At 72.8% G+C, this 23,057-nt stretch carries 22 protein-coding genes; 5 read left to right on the top strand and 17 right to left on the bottom strand.

Annotated features, from left to right (window positions below; genetic code table 11):
• Window positions 1–37: 37 nt before the first annotated feature.
• The 3 genes from ASG94_RS12370 to kdgD are packed head-to-tail and all read right to left on the bottom strand — an operon-like array spanning window position 38 to window position 3,855.
• Window positions 38–1,360: an enolase C-terminal domain-like protein gene (locus ASG94_RS12370; protein ID WP_056926760.1), complete on the bottom strand. Its 1,323-nt coding sequence runs from the start codon at window positions 1,358–1,360 to the stop codon at window positions 38–40.
• Window positions 1,357–2,883, bottom strand: a complete 1,527-nt coding sequence (locus ASG94_RS12365) for an aldehyde dehydrogenase (NADP(+)) (protein ID WP_056926759.1) — start codon at window positions 2,881–2,883, stop codon at window positions 1,357–1,359. The genes ASG94_RS12370 and ASG94_RS12365 overlap by 4 nt, the downstream gene beginning before the upstream one ends.
• 57 nt (window positions 2,884–2,940) lie before the next feature.
• On the bottom strand, window positions 2,941–3,855 hold the full coding sequence (gene kdgD, locus ASG94_RS12360) for a 5-dehydro-4-deoxyglucarate dehydratase (protein ID WP_056926758.1): 915 nt from the start codon (window positions 3,853–3,855) through the stop codon (window positions 2,941–2,943).
• A gap of 267 nt (window positions 3,856–4,122) precedes the next feature.
• Between kdgD and ASG94_RS12355 the strand changes: the two genes are divergently transcribed.
• Window positions 4,123–4,515 carry an SHOCT domain-containing protein gene (locus tag ASG94_RS12355; RefSeq protein ID WP_056926757.1) on the top strand — a complete coding sequence of 131 codons (393 nt, stop codon included), beginning with the start codon at window positions 4,123–4,125 and terminating at the stop codon, window positions 4,513–4,515.
• 66 nt (window positions 4,516–4,581) lie between these two features.
• Here ASG94_RS12355 and ASG94_RS12350 read toward each other — a convergent pair whose 3' ends face one another.
• Window positions 4,582–5,946: an NAD(P)-binding protein gene (locus ASG94_RS12350; protein ID WP_056926756.1), complete on the bottom strand. Its 1,365-nt coding sequence runs from the start codon at window positions 5,944–5,946 to the stop codon at window positions 4,582–4,584.
• Between the two features lie 145 nt (window positions 5,947–6,091).
• Between ASG94_RS12350 and ASG94_RS12345 the strand changes: the two genes are divergently transcribed.
• The 3 genes from ASG94_RS12345 to ASG94_RS12335 are packed head-to-tail and all read left to right on the top strand — an operon-like array spanning window position 6,092 to window position 10,746.
• Window positions 6,092–7,690 carry a hypothetical protein gene (locus tag ASG94_RS12345; RefSeq protein WP_056926755.1) on the top strand — a complete coding sequence of 533 codons (1,599 nt, stop codon included), beginning with the start codon at window positions 6,092–6,094 and terminating at the stop codon, window positions 7,688–7,690.
• Window positions 7,691–7,702: 12 nt separating this feature from the next.
• Window positions 7,703–9,358 (top strand): FAD-dependent oxidoreductase, encoded by a 1,656-nt coding sequence (locus ASG94_RS12340; protein ID WP_056926754.1) that lies wholly within the window; start codon window positions 7,703–7,705, stop codon window positions 9,356–9,358.
• Window positions 9,358–10,746, top strand: coding sequence for a sensor histidine kinase (locus ASG94_RS12335; protein ID WP_056927254.1), 1,389 nt, complete (start codon window positions 9,358–9,360; stop codon window positions 10,744–10,746). The genes ASG94_RS12340 and ASG94_RS12335 overlap by 1 nt, the downstream gene beginning before the upstream one ends.
• A 29-nt stretch (window positions 10,747–10,775) precedes the next feature.
• Here the strand turns inward: ASG94_RS12335 and ASG94_RS12330 are convergent, their stop codons facing one another.
• The 3 genes from ASG94_RS12330 to ASG94_RS12320 form a co-directional block, all read right to left on the bottom strand.
• The gene (locus tag ASG94_RS12330) at window positions 10,776–11,093 is read right to left on the bottom strand and encodes a hypothetical protein (RefSeq protein WP_156411566.1); all 318 of its coding nucleotides are present in this window, start codon (window positions 11,091–11,093) and stop codon (window positions 10,776–10,778) included.
• A gap of 255 nt (window positions 11,094–11,348) precedes the next feature.
• Entirely contained in the window at window positions 11,349–12,884 is a 1,536-nt protein-coding gene (locus tag ASG94_RS12325) for a hypothetical protein (protein WP_056926752.1), read from the bottom strand.
• Window positions 12,885–12,974: 90 nt separating this feature from the next.
• A complete protein-coding gene (locus ASG94_RS12320; protein WP_056926751.1) occupies window positions 12,975–14,096 on the bottom strand; it encodes a winged helix DNA-binding domain-containing protein in 1,122 nt (373 codons plus the stop codon).
• A 172-nt stretch (window positions 14,097–14,268) separates the two neighbouring features.
• Between ASG94_RS12320 and ASG94_RS12315 the strand changes: the two genes are divergently transcribed.
• Window positions 14,269–15,459, top strand: a complete 1,191-nt coding sequence (locus ASG94_RS12315; RefSeq protein ID WP_162260812.1) for an aminotransferase class V-fold PLP-dependent enzyme — start codon at window positions 14,269–14,271, stop codon at window positions 15,457–15,459.
• 43 nt (window positions 15,460–15,502) lie between these two features.
• Here the strand turns inward: ASG94_RS12315 and ASG94_RS12310 are convergent, their stop codons facing one another.
• Genes ASG94_RS12310 through ASG94_RS12265 form a run of 10 tightly spaced genes read right to left on the bottom strand, consistent with a single transcriptional unit; the run spans window position 15,503 to window position 23,008 of the window.
• Window positions 15,503–15,931 carry a VOC family protein gene (locus tag ASG94_RS12310; protein WP_056926749.1) on the bottom strand — a complete coding sequence of 143 codons (429 nt, stop codon included), beginning with the start codon at window positions 15,929–15,931 and terminating at the stop codon, window positions 15,503–15,505.
• On the bottom strand, window positions 15,928–16,443 hold the full coding sequence (locus tag ASG94_RS12305; RefSeq protein ID WP_056926748.1) for a nucleoside deaminase: 516 nt from the start codon (window positions 16,441–16,443) through the stop codon (window positions 15,928–15,930). The genes ASG94_RS12310 and ASG94_RS12305 overlap by 4 nt, the downstream gene beginning before the upstream one ends.
• Window positions 16,444–16,474: 31 nt before the next feature.
• Entirely contained in the window at window positions 16,475–17,380 is a 906-nt protein-coding gene (locus tag ASG94_RS12300; protein WP_056926747.1) for an NAD-dependent epimerase/dehydratase family protein, read from the bottom strand.
• A gap of 16 nt (window positions 17,381–17,396) precedes the next feature.
• Complete coding sequence (locus ASG94_RS12295; protein WP_056926746.1) at window positions 17,397–17,891, bottom strand: nitroreductase/quinone reductase family protein; 495 nt, start codon at window positions 17,889–17,891, stop codon at window positions 17,397–17,399.
• A gap of 55 nt (window positions 17,892–17,946) precedes the next feature.
• Entirely contained in the window at window positions 17,947–18,843 is an 897-nt protein-coding gene (locus ASG94_RS12290; RefSeq protein WP_056926745.1) for an ROK family protein, read from the bottom strand.
• The gene (locus tag ASG94_RS12285; RefSeq protein WP_056926744.1) at window positions 18,840–19,598 is read right to left on the bottom strand and encodes a copper homeostasis protein CutC; all 759 of its coding nucleotides are present in this window, start codon (window positions 19,596–19,598) and stop codon (window positions 18,840–18,842) included. Before ASG94_RS12285 ends, ASG94_RS12290 begins: the two co-directional genes overlap by 4 nt.
• Window positions 19,595–20,560 (bottom strand): asparaginase, encoded by a 966-nt coding sequence (locus ASG94_RS12280; RefSeq protein ID WP_056926743.1) that lies wholly within the window; start codon window positions 20,558–20,560, stop codon window positions 19,595–19,597. The genes ASG94_RS12285 and ASG94_RS12280 overlap by 4 nt, the downstream gene beginning before the upstream one ends.
• On the bottom strand, window positions 20,553–21,446 hold the full coding sequence (locus ASG94_RS12275; protein WP_082624154.1) for an amino acid ABC transporter permease: 894 nt from the start codon (window positions 21,444–21,446) through the stop codon (window positions 20,553–20,555). The genes ASG94_RS12280 and ASG94_RS12275 overlap by 8 nt, the downstream gene beginning before the upstream one ends.
• Window positions 21,443–22,087 (bottom strand): amino acid ABC transporter permease, encoded by a 645-nt coding sequence (locus tag ASG94_RS12270; protein WP_056926742.1) that lies wholly within the window; start codon window positions 22,085–22,087, stop codon window positions 21,443–21,445. Before ASG94_RS12270 ends, ASG94_RS12275 begins: the two co-directional genes overlap by 4 nt.
• A gap of 39 nt (window positions 22,088–22,126) precedes the next feature.
• Entirely contained in the window at window positions 22,127–23,008 is an 882-nt protein-coding gene (locus ASG94_RS12265; protein ID WP_200958109.1) for a glutamate ABC transporter substrate-binding protein, read from the bottom strand.
• Window positions 23,009–23,057: the final 49 nt, after the last annotated feature.

Below are 23,057 nucleotides of genomic sequence, written 5' to 3'. Positions count from 1 at the left end.
GCACCGCGGCAACGACCAACCCGGGACCCGGCACGACTCAGCGCACGAGGCAGGGACGCTTCGGGTCGAAGGTCCAGTCCGGGACGAGGTACTGCATCGCCGTCGCGTCGTCGCGCGCCCCCAGGCCGTGCTCGAGGTACAGCGCGTGCGCCTCGGCGAGGCGGTCGCGGTCCAGTTCCACGCCGAGCCCGGGCGTCTCCGGGACCGCGATGTGCCCGTCGACGATCTCCAGAGGCGACCGCGTCAGGCCCTGGCCGTCCTGCCAGATCCAGTGGGTGTCCAGCGCGGTGATCTCCCCCGGCGCCGCGGCACCGACCTGGGTGAACATCGCCAGCGAGACGTCGAAGTGGTTGTTGGAGTGCGATCCCCAGGTCAGGCCGAAGTCGTGGCAGAGCTGGGCAACCCGGACGGAGCCGGCCATCGTCCAGAAGTGCGGGTCGGCGAGCGGGATGTCGACGGCGTTGGTGCGGACCGCGTCGGCCATCTGCCGCCAGTCCGTGGCGACCATGTTGGTCGCGGTGCGCAGGCCGGTACGCCGCTTGAACTCGGCCATCACCTCGCGCCCGGAGAAGCCACCCTCGGCGCCGCACGGGTCCTCGGCGTACGCCAGGACGTCGTCGGTGCCCTGCAGCAGCCGGACGGCCTCCTCGAGCAGCCAGCCTCCGTTGGGGTCGAGGGTGATCCGCGCGTCGGGGAAGCGCTCGTGCAGCGCGGTGACGGCGGCGACCTCCTCCTCGCCGGCGAGCACGCCGCCCTTGAGCTTGAAGTCGCTGAAGCCGTAGCGCTCCTGCGCCGCCTCCGCCAGACGTACGACGCCCTCGGGCGTCATCGCCTCCTCGCGGCGCACCCGCTCCCACGCGTCCGCGCCGTCCGGCTCGCGGAGGTAGGGCAGGTCGGTGCGGTCGGTGTCGCCGACGTAGAAGAGGTAGCCGAGCATCGGCACCCGGGTGCGCTGCTGGCCGTCGCCGAGCAGCTCGGCCACGGGCACGCCGAGCTCCTGGCCGGAGAGGTCGAGCAGCGCCGACTCCAGAGCGGTGACCGCATGGATCGTGGTGCGCAGGTCGAAGGTCTGCAGGCCGCGGCCACCGGCGTCGCGGTCGGCGAAGCGCGTCGCGACCTGGCGCAGCAGGGTCCGGAAGCGCGCCACGGGCTGGCCGACGAGCAGCTCGGCCGCATCCGCGATGGTGCTGCGGATCGCCTCCCCACCGGGCACCTCTCCGAGGCCCTCACGACCCTCGGAGTCGGTGACGATCGCGATGTTGCGGGTGAAGAACGGGCCGTGCGCGCCGCTGAGGTTGAGCAGCATCGAGTCGTGCCCGGCGACCGGGACGACCTCGACCCGCGCGATGGTGGCGCTCATGCCTCGAGCGTCCCGTCGATGCGGCGGGTCAGTCCCCACGGGTTGTCGTCGCGCAGCGCCTCGGGCAGCAGGTCGGCGGGCACGTCCTGGTAGGCCACCGGGCGCTGGAAGCGCTCGATGGCGAGGCTACCGACGCTGGTGGTGCGGCCGTCGGAGGTCGCCGGGAACGGGCCGCCGTGGACCATCGCGTGGCCCACCTCGACGCCGGTCGGCCAGCCGTTGAAGAGGATGCGGCCGACCTTGAGCTCGAGGGTCGGCAGCAGCGTGGCGGCCTCCGCGCGGTCCGCGGCGGTCGCGTGGACGGTCGCGGTGAGCTGGCCCTCGAGGGCGGCGAGCCGCGGCAGCAGGGCGTCCACGTCGTCGTACCGGACCACGACGCCGGAGGCGCCGAAGACCTCGTGCGCGACGGCGCTGTCGGCCTGGAGCAGCAGCTCGACCGGCGCCTCGGCGACCAGCGGGGCCGGGGCGTGCTCGCCGCCGTCGGCGCCGGTGGCGACCACGGTGACCCCGTCGGTGCCGGTGAGCCGGTCGGTGCCGGAGGCGTAGGCCTCGGCGATCCCGGGGGTGAGCATCCGCTGGCCGGTCGCCTGCGCGACGGCCTCGGCGGTGGCCGCCAGGAAGGCGTCACCCGCCTCGCCGGTGGGCAGGAACAGCAGTCCGGGGTTGGTGCAGAACTGGCCGGCGCCGAGGGTGAGCGAGCCGACGTACGCCTGGGCGAACGCCGTCGTGTCGGCCTCGGCCAGGGCACCGGGGAGCACCACGACCGGGTTGATCGAGGACATCTCGGCGTAGACCGGGATGGGTACGGCGCGCCGGCTCGCCGCCTCGACGAGGGCGAGGCCGCCGCCGCGGGAGCCGGTGAAGCCGACCGCGGCGATCCGCGGGTCCGCCACCAGGGCCTGGCCGAGCTCGATGCCGTCCTGCCCGACGCCGCCGAGCAGGAACGAGAACGTGCCGGGGTGGAGGTCCTGGGACGCGACGGCCCGACCGATCGCCCGGGCGACGAGGACACCGGCGCGCGGGTGGGCCGGGTGGCCCTTCACCACGACCGGGCAGCCGGCGGCCAGCGCCGAGGCGGTGTCGCCGCCCGCGGTGGAGAAGGCGAGCGGGAAGTTGCTGGCGCCGAAGACGGCGACCGGGCCGAGCGGGACCATCCGCTGGCGGATGTCGGCGCGCGGCAGCGGAGCGCGGTCCGGCAGCGCGGGGTCGATGCGGACGCCGAGGTGGTCGCCCTGGCGCACGACGCCGGCGAACATGCGCAGCTGGCCGGTCGTACGGCCGACCTCGCCGGTGATGCGCGCCAGCGGCAGGCTGCTCTCCGCCACCGCGGCCTCGATGATCGCGTCCTTGTCGGCCTCGATCTCGACGGCGACCGCCTCGAGGAAGTCCGCGCGCTGGGCGGGACTGGTGGCGCGGTACGACGCGAACGCCGCGGCAGCGGCCGTGGTGGCGGCCTCCACGTCGGCCGACTCGGCCTCGGTGCCGGCGATGATCGAGCGGGCCTGCTCAGCAGTGCTGGTCATGCGTTCCTCTCACGTGCGGGTGGATCGTGCTGCTCGGGTGTGCGGTCCCGAGCGGGGTCAGGAGATGCGGTCGACCAGCTCGCGCAGCTCGGCGACCTCGTCCTCGCGCAGGTCGGTCAGCGGCGGACGGACCGGGCCCGCCGGACGACCGACGGCGGCCAGGCCGCCCTTGACGATCGAGACGGCGTACCCCTGGGTGCGGTCGCGGATGTCGAGGTAGGGCAGCACGAACTCGTTGAGCCGACGGTAGACCTCGTCCCGGTCCTGGGCGACGACGGCGTCGTAGAACTCGATGGCCCACTGGGGGACGAAGTTGAACAGCGCGCTGGAGTAGGTGCTCACGCCGAGCTGGAGCAGCGGCAGCGCGAAGGTCTCGGCGGTGGGCAGCCCCCCGACGTACATGAGGCGGTCCCCCACGCGGGCGTAGGTGCGGGTCATCTGCTCGATGGAGCCGACGCCGTCCTTGAAGCCGACCATCGTCGGGTTGCGGTCGGCGAGCACCGCGACGGCCTCGTCGCGCAGCACGGCGTTGGCGCGGCTGTAGACGATGACCCCGAGGCCGGTGGCGCGGCACACCTGGGTCACGTGCTCGACGAGGCCGGCCTGGCTGGCCTCGGTGAGGTACGGCGGCATGAGCAGGATCCCGTCCGCGCCGGCGGCCTCGGCCGACTTCGCCTGGGCGACCGCGTTGACGGTGCTGCCGGTGGCGGGGGCGAGGACCGGTACGGCGCCCGCGACCTCCTGGACGGCGGTGCGCACCACCCGGTCGGTCTCCTCCAGGGTCAGCGAGAAGCCCTCCCCCGTGCCGCCCGCGGCGAAGAGCCCGGCGACGGGGTACTGCGCGAGCCACGCCAGGTGCTTGCGGTAGCCGGCCTCGTCGAACGACAGGTCGTCGGCGAAGTGGGTCACCGGGAACGACAGCAGGCCGCCCTTCAGCTGGGTGGCCAGGTCGGTCGGGCTGTACTCGGTCACGAGGCGTCCTTCTCGTCGTCGCGGAGCTACCAGGGAACCGGCTCGTGGCCGGTTCGCGTCACGCTAGGGCGCTGCGACGATGCCTGTCCAAGCCCGAATTTGTATCCGGCGATGTCCGGTGCGCATCACTCCGGGAGTCCGTGGTGGCTGGGGACAGTCATCCGGGACGGATGAGGTCCCGGCCCGCCGGAAGCGCTCGAATGGGAGGGCACAACACGTGTGCGACTGAGCCCTCCGCTCAGCACTCATCACCGGGAAGGCAGTCACATGTTCGACGACAACGGGTCGTTCCTGCTCGCCATGTTCGAGTTCTTCATCTTCTTCGCCTGGATCATGTGCCTCTTCTACATCTTCGCGGACATCTTCCGCAGCCACGACCTGGGCGGGATGGGCAAGACGGTCTGGTGCCTGTTCGTCATCGTGCTGCCCCTCATCGGTGTCTTCAGCTACCTCATCGCCCGCGGCAACGGCATGACGCAGCGCAACATCGAGCAGCAGAGGGCGATCCAGCAGCAGCAGGCCGACTACGTGCGGTCGGTCGCCGGCGGCGGCGGGTCCAGCGTCGACCAGATCGCCTCGGCGAAGAAGCTGCTCGACGACGGGACGATCACCCAGACCGAGTTCGACCAGGTCAAGGCCAAGGCCCTCGCCGCCGCCTGACCCCGCCTGACACCCGGCTGGTACCACCTCGTGCGCCGTCGCTCCCGGTCACCGGGAGCGACGGACTCACATCAGGTGCGCCAGCCGCTCGAGGGCCGGACCGGTGTACGCCGCCAGCCGCTCGCGGGCGTCGTCCAGCACCGGCGACGCGGGATAGCCGTCGGGGACGCGGACCGGGTTGAGCGCCACCCCGTTCCCCCACTCCCTGATGTCCGCCTCGGCGGAGAAGGCCATCGACGAGCGGGTCCCCAGGACGTTCATCCGGGCCCACCCGGCCAGCGAGTCGCCGTACGGTGACGGCGAGCAGGTCCGGTTCTTCTCGTCGTCGTCGGTGCGGGTCGCCTCGACGTAGCCGGTCAGCGCCGCACCGAAGCACGGGAAGCCCGACCGGATCGGCTGAACGGTGATCGCCTCGGGACGCCAGACGGGCACCAGCGGCGGGTACTTGAGCCCGTCCGCGGCGCAGTGCACGACCACCGCGTCGTCGGCGACCTCCACCGACCCGTCGGCGAAAGTGAGGCGGCCGCGCTCGACGCTGCGCAGGTGCCCTCGTCGTACGACGTCCTCGATGGTCCGCAGGTGCTCGAGCTCCCACGTCGCGAGGGTGGGCGTCTTGGCCATCGTCGGCGTCACGTCGCGGTCGATGCGCAGCATGATCTCCTGCTCCTCCAGGCGGAGGAAGAGCTCCTCGAGCGACGCCGACCCGGCGGCAGACTGCATGAGGTCGGCGGCCATGCCGAGGAAGATCGCCGGGTCCGGCTGGATGAGGGCCCGGTTGTACATCCAGGGGTCGCGAGGCCGCACCCAGCAGATGGCGTCCGGGTCCACCCCGCGCCCGAGCAGCCACACGCACGCATCCGTCGCCGTCTTGCCCGACCCGACCACGACGTACTGGCTGGGCGCCTCCTCGAGCCGCGGCAGGTCGTTGACCGGCAGGACGCTCGCCCGGGCGCCGACGTCGAAGGGGGGCGGGGTCTCGGCGGGGATGCTCGGCGCGAGGTAGCGCGCGTCCACGATCCGGCACGACGCGGGGACCTCGAACCGCGCGCCGGAGATCCGTGAGACGACCGTGCGGTCCCCGTCGTACTCGCTGTTGGGGTGGAAGTCGACGCGTCCCGTCTGGAGCATCCGCGCCAGCACGCGGTCGAAGTAGCCGACGATCTCTGACTGGGAGGCGCGCTCCTGGAGGCCGGCCTCGGGGCCGTGCTCCTGGAGCCGGCCCCCGCCGAGCAGGGTCGAGGCGACGCCGTAGAAGGCGGAGGACTGGTGCAGGCGGACGAACGGGTACGCCTCCTGCCAGTGCCCGCCGGGACCGGAGCGGCGGTCGACCAGCACCACCCGGGCGTCGGAGTGGTCGACCAGCGCGTCCGTGAAGGCCATCCCGGCCGCGCCGGCCCCCACCACGAGGTAGTCGGCATCGATGCGTGTCATGGCCCCACGGTGGCACTCGGGGGAAACCCCGTCCATGGCGCACTCGGGCTGACCCGACCGGGCGGCGCCGGCATCCCCCGCCTCGCCCCTTGTCACGCACGGTGTCCCGGGAGGACGCTGGTCCGACGGGAGGGGTGGTGGAGGCATGGCGAGCTCACGGGTGACACCGGACGAGGTCACGATCCGCACGAGTCCCCGAGAGCCGGTGACCGACCCGACCCTCGGGATCGAGGTGCCGCGCGCAGCAGCGGTCGCGGCCGAGCACCGGCTGGTCACGATCGGCGACTCCCTCACCCACGGGTTCATGAGCGCCGCCGTGCACCGCACAGACCTGTCGTGGCCCGCGATCGCCGCCTACGAGCTCGGCCTGACCGCCGAGCAGTTCACCTTCCCGACGTACGAGTGGCCGCGCGGGCCCGGCGGGCTGCCGCTGGACCTGGAGCGGCTGGCGCGGGCGTTCGAGAAGCGGTTCGGCGCGCACCTGGACTTCTGGGAGATCGTGACCGCGGCCCTGTGGCTGCGGTCCTACATGGACGGGGTCGAGGACTTCTGGGAGCGGGGCGACGGCGCGAGGACCCCGCCCGGCGGCGCACCGTTCCACAACATGGCGGTCTACGGGTGGGACGTGCTCGACCCGCAGCTCCTGACCTCGACCAAGGTGGCGGCCAGGTTGGGCCGCCCGACCAAGGACGACCCGCTGGCGCAGCTGATCGAGCACCACCAGGACCGGGCGGCCTGGCCGGTCCTGCAGCGGGCCCGCAAGGGCAACCGCGGCCGCACCGTGCTGGAGGCCGTGACCGAGATGGCCGGATCCCGCCAGGGCGTGGAGACGCTGGTGGTCGTCCTGGGCTCCAACAACGCGCTCGGGGCGGTCGTCTCGCTCGAGCCGGCGTGGACGCCCGAGGGGTACGACGACCTCTCGGCCGAGCAGCGCCTGGCGGCGCGTGTCGGCTGCAACCTGTGGCGTCCGAGTGCGTTCGCCGCCGACTGGGCGCTGCTCGAGGAGAAGCTGCGCGGGGTGGCCGCCCAGCACGTCATCATCGCGACGGTCCCGTCGGTGACCATCGCCCCGATCGCCCGCGGCACCTTCCGCAAGGTCCGGCCGCAGTCGCGGTACTTCCCCTACTACACCCGGCCCTGGATCACCGACGACGACTTCGACCCCCGTCGCGACCCGCACATCACCGGCGACGAGGCCCGCGCGATCGACTCCGCCGTCGACGCCTACAACGAGACGATGATCGCCTCCGTCGCCGCCGCCCGCCGCGACGGCCTCGACTGGTACCTGTTCGACATGGGGTCGCTGCTCGACCGGCTCGCGACCCGGCGCTACATCAACAGCCCGTGGGCGCGGCCGACGTGGTGGACGCCGTACGAGCTGCCCCCCGCGCTCCGGGCGCTGGACCCGGTGCCCAACACCCGGTTCTTCCGGTCCGGCCCGGGTGGTCGCACCGACGGCGGCCTGTTCTCCCTCGACGGCGTGCACCCCACGACGAGCGCCTACGGCATCCTCGCCCAGGAGGTGATCACGGTGATGGAGCTCGCGGGCGTCGAGTTCACCGACCGCCTCGGGCAGCCCCGTCCCGGCCCGGTGCGGGTCGACTTCGAGCGGCTGCTGCGGTCCGACACCCTCCTCGGCGACCCGCCCGCATCGATCAGCGACACCCTCAGCCTGCTCGGGTGGCTCGACGACCAGCTCGACCTGGTCAACACGTTCCTGCCCTTCGTCCACTCCCCGCTCTGAGGCAGGCGCCCCATGGTCAAGCCCGCCATCCTCGCGGTCGACGACGACCCGGCCGTGGTCGCGGCCGTCGCGCGGGACCTGCGGGCCCGCTACGGCGAGGACTACCGGGTGGTGCGGGCGACCTCCGGGCGTGAGGCGCTCGAGCTCGTCGCCGACCTGGTGCTGAAGGACCGGCCGGTCGCGGCCGTGGTCACCGACCAGCGGATGCCGGGGATGACCGGGATCGAGGTGCTGCGCGAGGTGCGGCAGCAGTCGCCCGACTCCCGCCTGCTGCTGCTGACGGCGTACGCCGACACCGATGTCGCGATCCAGGCGATCAACGACATCGCCCTCGACTACTACCTGATGAAGCCGTGGGATCCTCCCGAGGAGCGGCTCTACCCGGTGCTGGACGAGCTCCTCCGGGACTGGACCCACGCCCACCCCGACCGCGACTCCGAGGTCCGGGTCGTCGGCCACCGCTGGTCGGAGCACACGCACGACGTGAAGTCGTTCCTGGCCCACAACCACGTGCCCTACCGCTGGCTCGAGGTCGACCAGAGCGAGGAGGCCACCCGGCTCCTCGACCTGGCGGGGGCGGGCCCCGACGACCTGCCGGTGGTGGCGCTTCCCGACGGGGTGGCGCTCCGCGCCCCGTCGACCGTCGCGCTCGCCGACGCCCTCGGGCTGCGCACGAGCGCCGAGCGGCAGCTCTACGACCTGTGCATCGTGGGTGCCGGGCCGGCCGGGCTCGCGGCCGCCGTCTACGCGGCGTCGGAGGGCCTGCTGACCGTGGTCGTCGAGCGCGACGCGCCGGGCGGACAGGCCGGGCAGAGCGCGTCGATCGAGAACTACCTGGGCTTCCCCAAGGGTCTCTCCGGCGCCGACCTGACCCACCGCGCGGTGGCGCAGGCCGCCCGCTTCGGCGCGGAGATGGTGCTGGCCCGCGACGTGGTCGGCTTCGAGACGCGCGGACCCGTGCGCGCCGTACTGCTCGACGGGTCGAGCGACATCGAGGCCCGCGCCGTGCTCGTGGCCAGCGGCGTCTCCTACCGGCGGCTCGACGCACCCGGTGCCGACGACGTCGTCGGACGCGGCGTCTACTACGGGGCCACCGCGAGCGAGGCGAGCCAGACCACCGGCGAGGACGTGTACGTCGTGGGCGCAGCCAACTCCGCGGGCCAGGCGGCACTCAACTTCGCCCGCTTCGCCAAGCGGGTCGTCCTCGTGGTCCGGGGAGCGAGCCTCGAGGCGTCGATGTCGCAGTACCTCGTGAGCCGCATCCTCGCCGCCGCCAACATCGACGTACGCCTGCGGACCGAGGTCGTCGGCGCGCGCGGGGACGGGCACCTCGAGGCGATCACGCTTGCCCACCGCGACTCCGGCGCCGAGGAGGAGGTCGAGACCGGCTGGGTCTTCGTCTTCATCGGCGCGGCCCCGCGCACCGACTGGCTGGGCGACGCCGTCGCGCGCGACGCTCGCGGCTTCGTGCTCACCGGGCCGGACCTGCCGCCGGGACCGGAGATCGGCTGGCCGGTCGAGCGCGGACCGTACGCGCTGGAGACGAGCGTGCCGGGCGTCTTCGCCGCGGGGGACGTCCGCCTCGACAGCATGAAGCGCGTGGCCTCCGCCGTCGGCGAGGGCGCCATGTCCGTCTACCTCGTGCACCGCTACCTGGCGAGCACGTGATGCTGCACGACGAGCTCCGGGCCCTGGGCCTGCTCGACGGGTTCACCGACGAGCAGGTCGCCGAGCTGGCCGGCGCGGGCGACGAGCTCTCCTTCGCCGCGGGCGAGCACCTCTTCGACGAGGGCCGACCCGCCGACGACTGGTGGGTGCTGCTGGACGGCCGGATCGACCTCGTCCGCCGGATCGGGCACGAGGAGGCCGTGATGGCCACGATGGAGACTCCGGGCCAGTGGGCGGGCGGCTTCCGTGCGTGGGACGAGCACGGCATCTACATGGGCAGCGGCCGCGTGGTGGAGCCGGCCCGGGTCTTCCGGCTGCGGGCCGACCAGCTGGGCTCGCTGGGCGAGGCGTGGTTCCCCTTCGCCGTCCACCTGCTGCGCGGCCTCATCGGCACGGCGCGACGCATCGAGCACAACGCCCGCCAGCGCGAGGCACTCGTGGCCCTCGGCACCCTGGCCGCCGGGCTCGCGCACGAGATCAACAACCCCGCCTCGGCGGCCGTCCGCTCGGTGGGTGCGCTCCAGGAGAGCAGCGACCACCTGCTCGACTCGCTGCAACGACTGGCGGCGCAGTCCATCACGGCGGCCCAGTTCGTCGCCCTCGACTCGTTGCGCCGCACCATCGCGGGCGCACCCACCCCGACCGGGGTGGCGCTCGCCGACCGCGAGGACGAGATCTCGACCTGGCTGGTCGAGCACGACATCGACCGGGACTGGGTGATCGCGCCGGCGTTGGCAGCCGCGGGCGCCGACCTCGCCTGGTGCGAGCAGGCCGCCGCGTCGCTGGAGGGGGCGGCCCTCCAGGCCGGCCTGGACTGGGTGGCGAGCGCCGTCACGATGACCTCGCTGATCGCCGAGGCCCAGGACGCGACGCGACGCATCTCCGACCTCGTCTCGGCCGTGAAGTCCTACTCCCAGCTCGACCGCGCGACCGTGCAGCAGGTCAAGGTCACCGACGGCCTCGAGAGCACGCTCATCATGCTCGGCCACAAGCTCCGCGACGGCGTGGTCGTGCGACGGGAGTACGCCGACGACCTGCCCCTCGTCGAGGCCTCCCCCGGCGAGCTCAACCAGGTGTGGACCAACCTCATCGACAACGCCGTCGACGCCATGGAGGGCAGCGGGACGCTCACGGTCCGCACGTACGCCGACGAGCACGCCGTCGTCGTCGAGATCGGCGACACCGGCCCGGGCATGACCGACGACGTCGCCGCCCACGCCTTCGAGCCGTTCTTCACCACCAAGGAGGTGGGTCGCGGCACGGGGCTCGGGCTCGACATCTCCCGCCGGATCATCGTCGAGCGGCACGGCGGGGAGATCTCGGTCGATCCGAAACCCGGTGACACGGTCGTGCGCGTCCGGCTGCCGCTCGGGTCGTCGGGTCGGTGACCCACTCGGCCGCCTGGGCGCCCGTCGTACTAGTTCTCGATCGTCGCCGCTGCCTGCTTGATGCTCAGCACGGCGAGCACGATCAACAGCACAGGCACGATGAGGGTCCACATCGTGGGGAGGATGCCGAGTACGCACCCAGCGCAGGTGAGGACACGTCCCAAACCTGGGCTACGCGAGAAGACCAGAGTCCCCGCGACAACGAGGGCACCACCGCCGACCAGCGTGGGAAGCCAGAACCACAGGCCGCCATCGCCGGTTCGAAGCAGTCGGACAGTCTCTGCGATACCGGCCGCCACGAGCAGGGATCCCAATGACATTCCGAACCACCACGTCCAACGACGCATGCGGTCACGGTACCGACTCGATGGGCTGTGTCACAGCACTGCGAACGGCCGGACCTCACCGTGCGCCGGTGGGTCAACGCAGATGGAGTCCTGGCCCTCGAGCACGATCCAGCTTCGCCTCAGGACACTGAAGCCTCATCGACACAGATCGGCACCGGCGCCACTTCATCTGGCCGGCGAGCCGGCGTTAGAGGTCCAGCCTCCCGGTGCTGGGCGGTCGTGTGAGCGCATGGCCCTCCGCCTCCGGATCCTCCTTCAGTGCGGCTCGTGGTCGTGGCGATTGGCCTCCGCCTCCATCTCGTCGGCCAGCGCGCGGAGCTCCTCGGCGCGCTGGCGTGCATCGCGTAGCCGGCGCTCGCGCTGCTGCCCGTCGTCTCCCGCACCGTCGCGGCGGCGCGCCAGGCGCGTCGCGGGCTGTTCGGCGCTGGGCTCACGGGCGAGGTCGACACCGGTGGCGGCGCGATAGGCGGCGATGTAGCCCTGGATCTCCGGACGGAACGCCTGGGCCCAGCTCACGGCCTCCCTGGCGCCGACCGTGGGATCGGCCCAGGCGCCGAGCCTGATCGTGAGGACCAGCTGCTCGCCGATGGTCGCCAGGTCGTTGAAGTGGACGATGCTCGCCTCGCCCCAGCCCTGGATGCTCCTCATCGCGTCCACCCGGTCCATCCACGGTTCGGGGTACGGAGTCATCGATCGACCGCCGAGGAACTGCCGCAGCTCGGGTTCGCCGAGGAGGCGCTGGATCACGAGGAGCTCTGCACGTGAGGCGACCGCCATCTCGCCGTACTGGTTGTGCGTGCCATGGGTGAGGATCAGGTGGCAGTCGCGAAGCGCCAGGCACAGCGGGAACCCGTCTGACTGCAGAGCGAGGTTGTCCATGGCCTCGAAGAACCGCTGCCCGAGGTGCAGCACCTGGTGGAACGCCTCGACGAAACGGCTGCGGCGCTCGACGGGGGTGTCCGGGCGGGCCGGCCCCCGTCCGAGCAGGGTCAGGCCGTACTCGTACTCGTACTCGGCGGCGCGCCGACGCACGGTCAGCCGGTGCACCTCGTCCTCCGCATAACCCCACAGGCGGTTGCGGAGCGGGAGCAGCGGGGTGAGGTCGAAGCGGGCCAGCGGGTCGCGACCCGGCTGCCGACGGTTCTGGAACCGGGCCACGATCGCGTCCATGGTCTGGACGAGCATGCCCTCCTCGAGCCAGTAGCTCCAGATCAGCTCGACCGCTGGAAGGGGCCACGGACGCTGGTCCGAGGGCGGGCCCGCGAGCTTCGGGAACCGGAAGAACGTGTCGTTGGCGGGCAGGCCCGCGACGAACCTCGAGGGGAGGAGGTCGCGGAAGTCACTCACCGTCATCTCGCCGACGCGCTCGCGGGCCGCGTCCCGCAACGCGAGGTACGGCTTCGACCCGAAGGCCGGCCCGGAGCTCGCGACATCCGACCCGTCCGCCGCGCTGGCGCTCGTCACGGTGAAGGTGTCGCTGTCGAGGAGCTCGGCCGAGGAGAGGAACGACGACAGGTCGGCCTCCCTGGCCGGCTTCCCCGCGAGCAGTCGGACCAGATAGCTGCCCTCGGTCAGCTCGGGGGACGCCGTGACCGAGGTCGAGGTGGGCGGCCGCCGGGTGCCTGACTTCGGCCGCCAGCCGTGGGCGGCGACCGGGTCGCCTCCCGGTCGAGGTCGTCGGGCGACGACCACCCACGTGTACGCAGTGACGTCGGCGTCCACGGCGATCTCCAGCACGACGTCATCACCCGGCTCGATGACCCGTCGGAGGGGCCGGATCTGGTTGGACATGGCGACTCCCTTCAGGCGGATCGGCCGCCGACCTGCGCTCGGCCATGTCCTCGCCCGGATCCATGCCTACCGCGAAAGCCGGGACCGCCGCTAGATGTCCGGATCGATCGAGAGACGTAGGTCCCGGCCGAGAAGGTGGGCGAGGCGGCCGGACTCCTGCTCCATCGCCTCGTCGGGTCGGGGTCGCTCGTCGAGCCAGGTCACCGTGAGCTGGTCCCCCTTGCGCGCCCACGTCCCGCACACGACCCCACCGACGATCACCGGGTTGGCCTTGCGCGTCATCAGGTCCCGTCGGGTCGACGGGGTGACGTGCACGTCCTTGGTGCCAGGACCGATCACCCACTGGTCGTGCCCGGGAAGGAACCGCACCGCCTCCGACGGGAGCGACGCCACCAGGCCGTCGACGTCCTCGCGCACGACGTACGTCGTGGTGCCTTCGACATCGACCGCGACCAGCCGGTCGCTGAGCTCGGAGAACCATGCGTCGAGCCGCCGGCGGCCTGCGCTCAGGCCCTCGCCGAGCCAGTAGTGCAGGTGCTCGAGCGTTGCCGGGCCGTATGTCCGCAGGTACGCGGTGATGGCCCGCGGGCCGGCGTCGGCAAGGTCAGGGATGCCCCGCCACCGCGGGTTGTCGTCGAGGAGCTGGAACGTGTGCTGTCCGTCTCGCCGCGGACCGAGGCTCATGTCGCCCTGCCAGGTCAGCGGCTTGATCAGGGTGCCCGCACCCTCGTCGAAGACCGCCTCGAGGTGCCGGTACGCGCGGTGACTCGCCAGCGCCCGGCCGAGCTCGGCGACGGTCAACGGTCCGCCGCTCAGCGCCGCGCGCACCGCTGCCCGGAAGTCGGGCCAGTCCGACGGAGCGAGACCATAGTGCTCCACCCAGCTCGGCAGCTCCCACTGCCGGCCGGCCGACCTGAGGGCCAGGTAGATGCCGCCCTCCTCGGGCGAGAGGTAGTGCATCGACCCGCGGAACGCGAACGCCTTGACCACCTCCCCCTCGGCCAGTGCCACCGCGAGCTCGCCCGGGCGCGAGGTCGTCCGGCGGGTCCGGACCGCCAGCTCAGCCAGCGACTCATCCATCGAGAGCACGGCGCCGAGGCGACGTACGACGTCCGCGACGGACTCAGACCCCACCGGTTCGAGCAGCTGTCGCTCCATCCGCCAGGACAGCGCCTGCGGCCAGGTGACTGCAGCCTCGGTCGACGTGTTCATCCACCCACCCTCCCACCGCTTCCGGACTAGGCGCGCCGATGACCTGTCGTCACGGTGGCGTGATGCGTAGGCTCCGGAGCCGGCACGGGGTCCACCCCGACAATGTGCCTTCCCGGCGAGACCAGTCGATGCAGAGGGAGTCTGTGGTGCGTTGCTCCAGGGCGGTGTCGACGTGAACGGTCGTGGGGCCGGCCGTGATCCCGAGGGCGCCCTGGTCCCCCGCCGGCTGTACGCGGCACTCGAGGAGTGCACCTACCTCAACCAGGCTTCCCTGGGGCTCGTGCCCCGGCCGACCATCGAGGCGATGACGCGATTCCTCGTCGACGTCGGCCAGTACGGCAACGTCCGACTGTCCGACGACGCCGAGGCACGGGTCCTGGACGGCCTGCGGCAGGGCGCAGCCACGTTGTTCGACACCCCGCCTCGATCGATCGCGGTGCTGGCCGGGGCGAGCGAAGGACTGGGGCAGGTCGCTGCCGCCCTTGCCTCGGGGCTGCGGTCGGACGCGCCTGAGGTCGTGCTGGTGACCACCGACTTCCCCAGCGTCACCTACCCGTGGATCGCGGCCAGTGACCGGAACCTTGCGACGTCACCCGTCCTCCGCTGGGTCGTCGACGATCCCGGCAGCGATCTCACCGACGGGCTCGTCGCGGCGGTGAACGAGCGGACCGGCGTCGTGTGCGTGAGCGCGGTGCAGTACTCGACCGGCACGAGGATCGACGTCGCTGCCGTGGCCCGCGCCGCTCACACCGTGGGGGCCCGGGTCGTCGTCGACGTGACCCAGCTTGCCGGTGCCGCCCCGGTGAGCATGAGGGAATGGGGCGTCGACGCCCTCGTGTGCAGCGGCTACAAGTGGCTCTCGGCGCACGGCGGCGTCGCCCTCGCCGCACTGAGCCCCGAGATGACCGAGCTCGTGCCTCCGGTCGTGGGATGGATGGGGGCCGAGGATCCCTTCGACTTCACCGCCACGGACCTCACGCTGGCCTCCGGCGCCCGCCGCTTCGAGCTCTCCACCATGTCGTACGCCTCTGCGGTCGGGCTCCAGCACTCCATCGACCTGCTCAGCAGCACCGGCATCCCCGCGCTCGCCGACCACTCGCGTCTCCTGGCCCACGAGCTCGTCGACCTCGTGTCCCCGTCCGGCTGGTACCCGTTCCGCCCGGTCGGAGACCCCGCCGCGAGCCACCACCTCGTCTCGTTGCGACACCCCCGCGCCTCGGGACGCGACGTCCAGGCCACCCTGGCCCGAGACCACTCCGTCTTCACCAGCTCACGAGGCGGCGGCATCCGCGTGTCCCTCCACGGTTACAACACCAGTGCAGACCTCCACGCGCTCGCCACGGCGTTGACCCGCGTCACCTGATCCGCCCTCTCCGCGCGTGCCAAGGGGCCGCGGTCGGTGGAGCTCAGTCGCCCACCTGGGACGACGGCAGGTCCGTCCGCGCCAGCTCCTGGAACAGCGTCAGCTGGATGCCCGCCGGCGCGTCGAGCCGGGAGTTGAGCGAGTCCCAGGGCGTGCGGGTGGGAGGCGCGATCTGCTCCGCACCGCCCGCCACCGCGGCACGGGTGCTCTCCTCGCAGTCGTCCACCTCCAGGGCGACCCGCAGGTGGGGCGCCACCCGACGTCCGACCTCGACGCGGTCGATGAGCTCGACCTGGGCGTCGTTGGACAGCTCCAGGGTGGCGCGACCGACGTCCAGGATGGTCACGTGGGCACCCCCGTCGCTGGCGTACTCCTCGGCTACCGGCGCGCCCAGCACGTCGCGGAAGAAGTGCACCGCCTGCTCGTAGTCCTTCGCGTGGACGACCAGCCGCAGCTGCCGGATGCCGCTCATCGCGCCGCCTCCCGTCCTGCCTCCCGCTCGGCCGCCCGCCGGTGCAGGTCGCGCAGCTCGTCGGCGAGCTCGGGAGCCGGTCCTCCCACGGGCAGGCCGGGCGCCACGGCGTTGATCGGCAGCGGTGCTACCGGCCCCGGCCCCAGGCCCCAGCCCTGCCGCCACTCGGTGAGCTGGGCGGTCGACGCGGCGTACACGATCCGTCCGAGCCCGACCCAGGCGTGCCCGGCCGAGCACATCGGGCAGTGCTCGCCCGAGGTGTAGACGGTGCAGTCAGGCCGCACCGCAGGGTTCACGTGCGCGGCCGCCCATTGCGCCAGCTCGAGCTCGGGATGTCGGGTCTGGTCGCCGCCCGCGGTGCGGTTGCGGTCCTGGTGCAGCACCGCACCGTCGGGGTCGACCAGCACCGACCCGAACGGCTCGTCGCCGTGCTCGAGCGCCTCGCGGGCGAGGTCGACGCAGCGGCGGAGGTGGGTGAGGTCCTGCGCGGTCAGCTCAGACTCGGAGTCCATCCGCCGACACTAGGACGTCGCGGTCCGCGTGTCAGGAGGCTCCGGCGCCGGGGTCGGCGAGCACGTCGCGCCACGAGTGCTGCGGCTCGTAGCCGAGCAGCTCGCGGGCCTTCTCGATCGAGTAGAACGTCTCGTCGCGGCCCATCTCCCGGCGGACCTCGACCCCGTCGTAGAAGCGCTCCCGGACCTCGTCGGTCGTGACTGCCACCGACATGTCGGCGTTGGCGACGTTGAACACCTCGTACCCCAGCCCGTCGACCTCGAGGCCGCGCTGCACCATCCGGCCCAGGTCGCGGGTGTCGATGTAGGCGAAGATGTTGCGCCGCCGCAGCGCCGGGTCCTCGAGGAACGCCGGGAACATCTCGGCGTACTCGTGGGGCTCGATGACGTTGTTGATCCGCAGGCCGTAGACGTCCGCGCCGGTGCGCGCCTGGAACGAGCGCGCGGTCACCTCGTTGGCGACCTTGGACATCGCGTAGGAGTCCTCCGGGACCGTCGGGTGCTCCTCGTCGACCGGCACGTAGAGCGGTCGCCGCTCGCCCTGGGCGAAGCAGACGCCGTACGTCGTCTCCGAGGACGCGAAGATCACCTTGCGCACGCCGAGCCGCGTCGCGGCCTCGAGCACGTTGTAGGTGCTGAGCACGTTGGTCGCGTAGGTCCGCGCGTCCGACGTGAGCAGGATCGCCGGCACGGCGGCGAAGTGCACGACCGCGTCGTACGACGGCTTCTCGTCCAGGTCGAGCTCGTCGAAGGTCGCGAGCCCCGCCATCGCGGAGTACGTCTCGCCCGCGTCGGTGAGGTCGACCCGCAGGTCGGCGACGTCCGGGTGTCCCAGGGGGACGAGGTCGGCGTTGGTGACCTGGTGGCCCTGCTCGGCGAGGTAGGGGGCCACGTGCTTGCCGGCCTTGCCGCTGCCACCGGTGAAGAAGATGCGCATGGCTCCCCCAACCAGCTCAGGCTACGGATCCTTCCCGCGGCTCGAGGACGACGACGGCGGTCTCGGTCGGCCGCCGGGCGGCGTAGCCCTCCAGGTCGTGGTCCACCTCGGCCCAGCGCGCCCAGAGCCGGGCGCGCTCCTCGCCCTGCGCGCGGTGCGCGCGCACCGGCAGCGTGCCGTCGCGGGTCTGTACGACGGCGTCCGGGTGCGCCTGCAGGTTGAGCCACCAGGCGGGCTCGGGAGGACCCCACCCGTTCATCGCCATCGTGACCAGGTTGTCGCCGTCCTCGAGGTAGCCGACGACGACCTTGCGGGGCGTCCCGCTGCGGCGGCCCGTGGTGGTGAGCCACAGCGTCCCCCACCCGCCCGGCCTGGGTCGCCACAGGCCGAACCTGCCCCGGCTCACCCGCAGCACCGCGCGGTGGCAGTGCCAGAACGCCACGACGAACCAGCGCGGTGGGAGCCGCGCCGACCGACGTCGCGCTGCTCGACCCTCGGGTTCCTCCGTCATGCCTCGAGCCTGTCCCGCGGCGCGCGCGAGCGGTAGGGCCAGAGGTCCGGAGGCCTCAGGCGCGCCGGGCGAGCAGGGCCGCACCCAGCAGCGCGGCATCGGGGCCCAGCTCGGAGGCACGCACCTCCGGCGGCTCGCGCCACGTCAACGCCTCGGCCAGGCCCGCCCGCACCGGGCCGAGCAGGTCCTCACCGGCCTCGGCGAGCCCGCCACCCAGCACGACGAGCTCGGGCTCGAGCAGCAGGGTGCACGCGGCCAGGGCCGTCACCCAGCAGGCGACCGCGTCGTCCCACACCCGTCGCGCGACCGCGTCGTGGTCGACCCGCTCCACGACCTCGCGAGCCGTCGCGGAACGGCCCGACAGCGCGAGGTAGCGACGGCTCACGCCGCCACCCGACGCGTAGACCTCCAGGCAGCCGCGCTGGCCGCACGGGCACCGCTCGCCGCCGGGGCGCACCGGGGTGTGGCCCAGCTCCCCGGCGCCGCCGGACCTGCCCTCGATGCGGCGGCCTCCCACCACGAGGCTGGCCGCGATGCCGGTCCCGACGGAGGCGTGTACGAAGTCCCGGCACCCGCGCGCCGCTCCCAGCTGCCACTCCGCGTCGCCGGCCGCGCCCGCGTCGTGGCCCACGGCCACGGGGACGTCGACCACGGCAGCCACGACGTTGCGCAGCGAGACGTGGGCCCAGTCCAGGTTGGAGGCGTACTCGACCACGCCGCGGTCCCGGTCGATCACGCCCGGCGACACCACGCCGACGCCCGATAGCGCCAGGCCGAGGTCCTGCGCCCGTGCGGCGAGCTGCTCGACGGACCGGCGTACGGCGTCCCGGGCCGCCTCGCCGCGACCGGTGGGGGTCGCGTGCCGCGCCACCACGGCACCGGCCTCGTCCACGAGGGCGGACTTGACGGTGGTCCCGCCGATGTCGACGGCCAGCGTCACCGGCCCGCTCACCGGCGTGCCTCGTGGTCGCGCACGGCGGTCACGACGTCCGCCACGACCTGCGCGCTCGTCACGGTGCGCGAGCCCGCGTCGTACTGGGTGCCGACGACGGCGCTGGAGGTCGCGAGGGTCCCGGGGGCGCGCAGGTGTACCTCGCGGGCGCCCGTCCCGGAGAGCACGCGGGCGACGTTGCCGGGACGGACCCCGCCGGCCACCACGACCGCGATCCGGTCCCCGGACGCCCGCACCAGCCCGGCCAGCGTCTCGAGGTGGTCGACCGCCGGCCCGTCGCCGCCGGACGTCAGCACCGCCGACACCCCGAGGCCAACGAGCCGGTCCAGGAGGCTGCCCGGCTCGCCTCCCGCGGCCAGGGCGGTGTCGAAGGCCTTGTGGAAGGTGACCGGACAGGGGCCGCACGCCGCGACCAGCCCGGCGAGGGCCTCGTGGTCGAGGTCGCCGGACGGCGTCAGCGCGCCCAGCGTGAAACCGAGGCGGGGGTCGTCCCCGAGCGCCGCCCGGGTCGCGGCGATGTCTGCCCTCATGACGGCCAGCTCGGCCAGCGAGCAGACGAAGTCGCCGGCGCGCGGCCGCACCAGCACCTGGAGCCCGAGGCGGCCGGCCTCCTCGGCGGCGCTGAGCACCATGCCGAGCGACGGCGTCGTACCGCCCTCGGACAGCGCGGCGCACAGCTCCACCCGGTCGGCTCCCCCGCGGCGCGCGGCGGCCGTGCCGCCGACGTCGTCGACGCAGATCTCGACCGCGGTCATGCGCCCGCGCCCCGCAGCGAGGCCGTGTCGGCCCCGAGGTCGATCTCGCCGACGCGCGTGCCGCCACCGAGGACGGGCAGGTCCATGAGGGACCGCGCGCCCGTGACGTCGACGCCGACCGCGCGCAGGCCCGCCAGCGCCACCAGCGTGGTCGCGCGCGGGTTGCCGTCGGCCATCTTGAGGGCCACCGCCTGGCCCGTGTCGGTCGCCATCGCGATGACGCCCTCGGCACCGCCCTTGGCCACGAGGCCGGGCACCTGGCGCATGGCGTCGGAGTTGGGGTGCGGGTCGCCCCCGACGAAGAAGGGGTGGGTGCGCATCGCCGCGGACACCGATGCAGGATCCGAACCCTCGTCGGCGAGCGCGAGGCCGCGGAACGACCGCGCCAGCCCGCGGACCGAGACGCCGAGGAGGGGGGCTCCGCACCCGTCGACCGTCACGTGCCGCACCGGCTCTCCCGTCATCTCCTCAACCACGTCGCGCACCTGCACCTGCAGGGGGTGGTCGGGATCGAGGTAGCCCTCGACGTCCCACCCACGAGTGGCACAGGCGAGGAGCATCGCAGCATGCTTGCCCGAGCAGTTCATCCGCAGCCGGTCCGGCGACTCGCCGCTGGCCAGCAGCGCCTGGCGGGTGGGCTCGTGCTCGGGCAGGTCGACGGGGCACTGCAGGGCGCGCTCGTCGAGGCCCGCACGGGCGAGCAGGCGACGTACAACGGCGACGTGGCCGTCCTCCCCCGTGTGGCTGCCGGCCGCGATCGCGACCTCCTCGCCGACCAGCGGCGCGCCCGCCCGCAGGCAGGCCAGCGCCTGGAGGGGCTTGAGCGTGGAGCGCGGCAGGATCGTCTCGTCGGCGCTGCCCAGCGAGACGGCCTCGGAGCCGTCGCGGTCGAGCACCACGAGGTGGCCGGTGTGGCGGCTCTCCACGAAGCCGCCGCGGCGTACGACGGCGAGCTCAGCCATGCCGCACCTCCTCGTGGGCAGGAGCGGTCACGACGGCGGCACCGGGCGTGGTCGCCAGTGCGGGGGGCGGCACCGGCGTGTCGGAGCGGGCACGGAGACGGGCGGCCAGGAACGAGAGGCTGCCGTTGACGACGAGATACATGAGGGTCACCACGACGTAGGTCTGGATGAGGAGTCGGTTGAAGGAGGTCAGCACCTGGGCGCGGTAGAGCAGCTCGGTGAAGGCGACGACGTAGCCCAGGGACGTGTCCTTGAGCAGGCTGACCAGCTGGCTGACCAGCGACGGGGTGACGTGCCGCAGCGACTGCGGGAGCACGACCGCACGCACCACCTGGGCACGCCGCATCCCGAGGCTCAGCCCCGCCTCGGTCTGGCCCCGCGGCAGGCTCAGGATCCCGGCCCGGACGATCTCGGCGATGGCCGCGGAGTTGGCCAGCACCAGGGGGATCGCCAGCTTCCACAGCACGTCGGGGTTGATGCCGTACGACGGCAGCGCGAAGAGCATCACGTAGATCAGCAGCAGCACCGGGACCGTCCGGAAGAGCTCGACGAACACCACCGCCGGCACCCTGACCAGCCGGTGCGGGCTGGTGCGCGCCACGGCCAGCAGCACCCCGAGGGGCAGGCTCAGGACCGCGACGACCGCCGCGGCCTGGAGCGTGCCGCGCAGGCCGACCAGGAGGTACGACGCGATGTCGGCGCTGAGCAGTGGCGTCCACCGGTCGGCGTCTAGCTGGCCCGCCTGACCCAGCTCGCGCAGCGCGAGGGCCAGGACGGCGACGAGCACCAGCACGCTGAGCACGGAGGCGACCAGGACGCGGCGGCGCGCGGCCGGGCCGGGGTGGTCGTAGAGGTGGGCCAGCTCGTGGCCCCGGGACCCGCTCATCGCAGGATCGCCACCCTCTTCTCGACGCGGGAGGCCATCAGCCCCAGGCCGAGGGCCATCGCCATGTAGACGACACCCACGGAGGCGTAGACCGCGATCGGCTGGGCGAGGACGTTGTTGATCCGGTTGGCGGCGCTGGTCAGCTCCACCACGCCGACGGTCGCGGCCAGGGCGGTGTTCATCAGCAGCGCGATCAGCACGTTGCCGAGGGGCTGGACGACCGCCCGCAGCGCCTGCGGCACCACGATCTTGCGCATCACCTGGCTGAAGCCCATGCCCAGCGCCCGGGCCGCCTCGACCTCACCGGGGGCGACGGTGTTGACGCCGCTGCGCACCGCCTCGGCGACGTACGCCCCCTCGTAGAGGCCGAGCACCACGACGACCGTCGTGGTCAACGGCATCACCAGGCCGGCGTCCGGCAGCGCGAAGACGGCGAGCAGGAGCAGCGCCAGCAGGGGGACGTTGAGGAAGTACTGCACGTAGCAGAAGGCGGCGCCGCGCAGCACCGGGACGGGACTGATCCTCGCCACCGTCACCAGCACACCGATCACCAGTGCCCCCACGGTGGAGAGCACGGCGATCAGCAGCGTGGTGCCGAGTGCCTCAGCGATCAGGTCGCCGTGCTGCGTCAGTGCATCCATCCTTGCCTCCTCAGGTCGTCCCTCTGCCGACGCAGGTCGTCAGGAGCCGGGGACCGAGCCGATGGCCGGCGGGGTCGGCGCCTCGCTGTCCACGGCGGTCCCGATCGAGTCCTCGAAGGCCTGGGCCCACTGGCCGTCCTCCTGGATCTTGAGCAGCCAGTCGTTGACGAACTCCTTGAACTCCGGGTCGTCGGGGGGCAGCCCGATCCCGTAGGGCTCCTCGGTGAACGGCTCGCCGGCGATCTTGAGGTCCGGGTTGGAGGCCGCGTTGGTGGCGAGCAGCAGGTAGTCCTGGACGTAGGCGTCGCCGCGGCCCTGCAGCAGCGCCTGGACGGCCTGCGGGTCGGTGGCGAAGCTGATCACGTCGGCGTCGGGCGCCTCCTCGGGGACCGCCTCGACCGCGGGGGTGTTGGCGCCGACGATCACCGTGCGGCCGTCGAGGTCCTCGATGCCGCCGATCTCGTCCTCGTCCGCCGGCACGGCGACTGCGAGGCCGGACATGAAGTAGGGGCCGGCGAAGGAGACCTGCTCGGCGCGCTCCTCGGTGATCGTGTAGGTGTTGAAGACGGCGTCGACGGTGCCGTTCTGCAGCAGCGCCTCGCGGGTCTCCGAGGCGGGCGGCGTGATCTTCACGTTGGGCTCGCCGATGATGTAGGTCGCCAGCAGCTTGGCCAGGGTGATGTCGAAGCCCTCGACGTCGTCGGGGTTGGTGGGGTCCTGCTGGGAGAGCAGCGGCGCGTCGAGCGCGGCGGCGACGACCAGCTCGCCCCGCTCCTTGATCTCGGCCATGGTCGTGCCCTCGCCGATCGCGGCGTCGTCGGCGACGGGGGCGTCCGCGAAGATCCCGGTCGGCTCGGCGGCCGAGGAGTCGGACTCGCCGTCCGAGCCACAGGCAGCCAGCACGAGGCTGAGCGCGGTCACGGCAGCGAGGGCAAAGCCCAGGCGCCTCGGGCGTCGGGTTTCTGACATG

The sequence above is a fragment of the Nocardioides sp. Soil805 genome, from assembly GCF_001429625.1.
Classification (GTDB): Bacteria; Actinomycetota; Actinomycetes; order Propionibacteriales; family Nocardioidaceae; genus Nocardioides.
The sequence above is the reverse complement of the archived record's forward strand: the minus strand, read 5'-3'. Positions and strand labels throughout refer to the sequence as shown.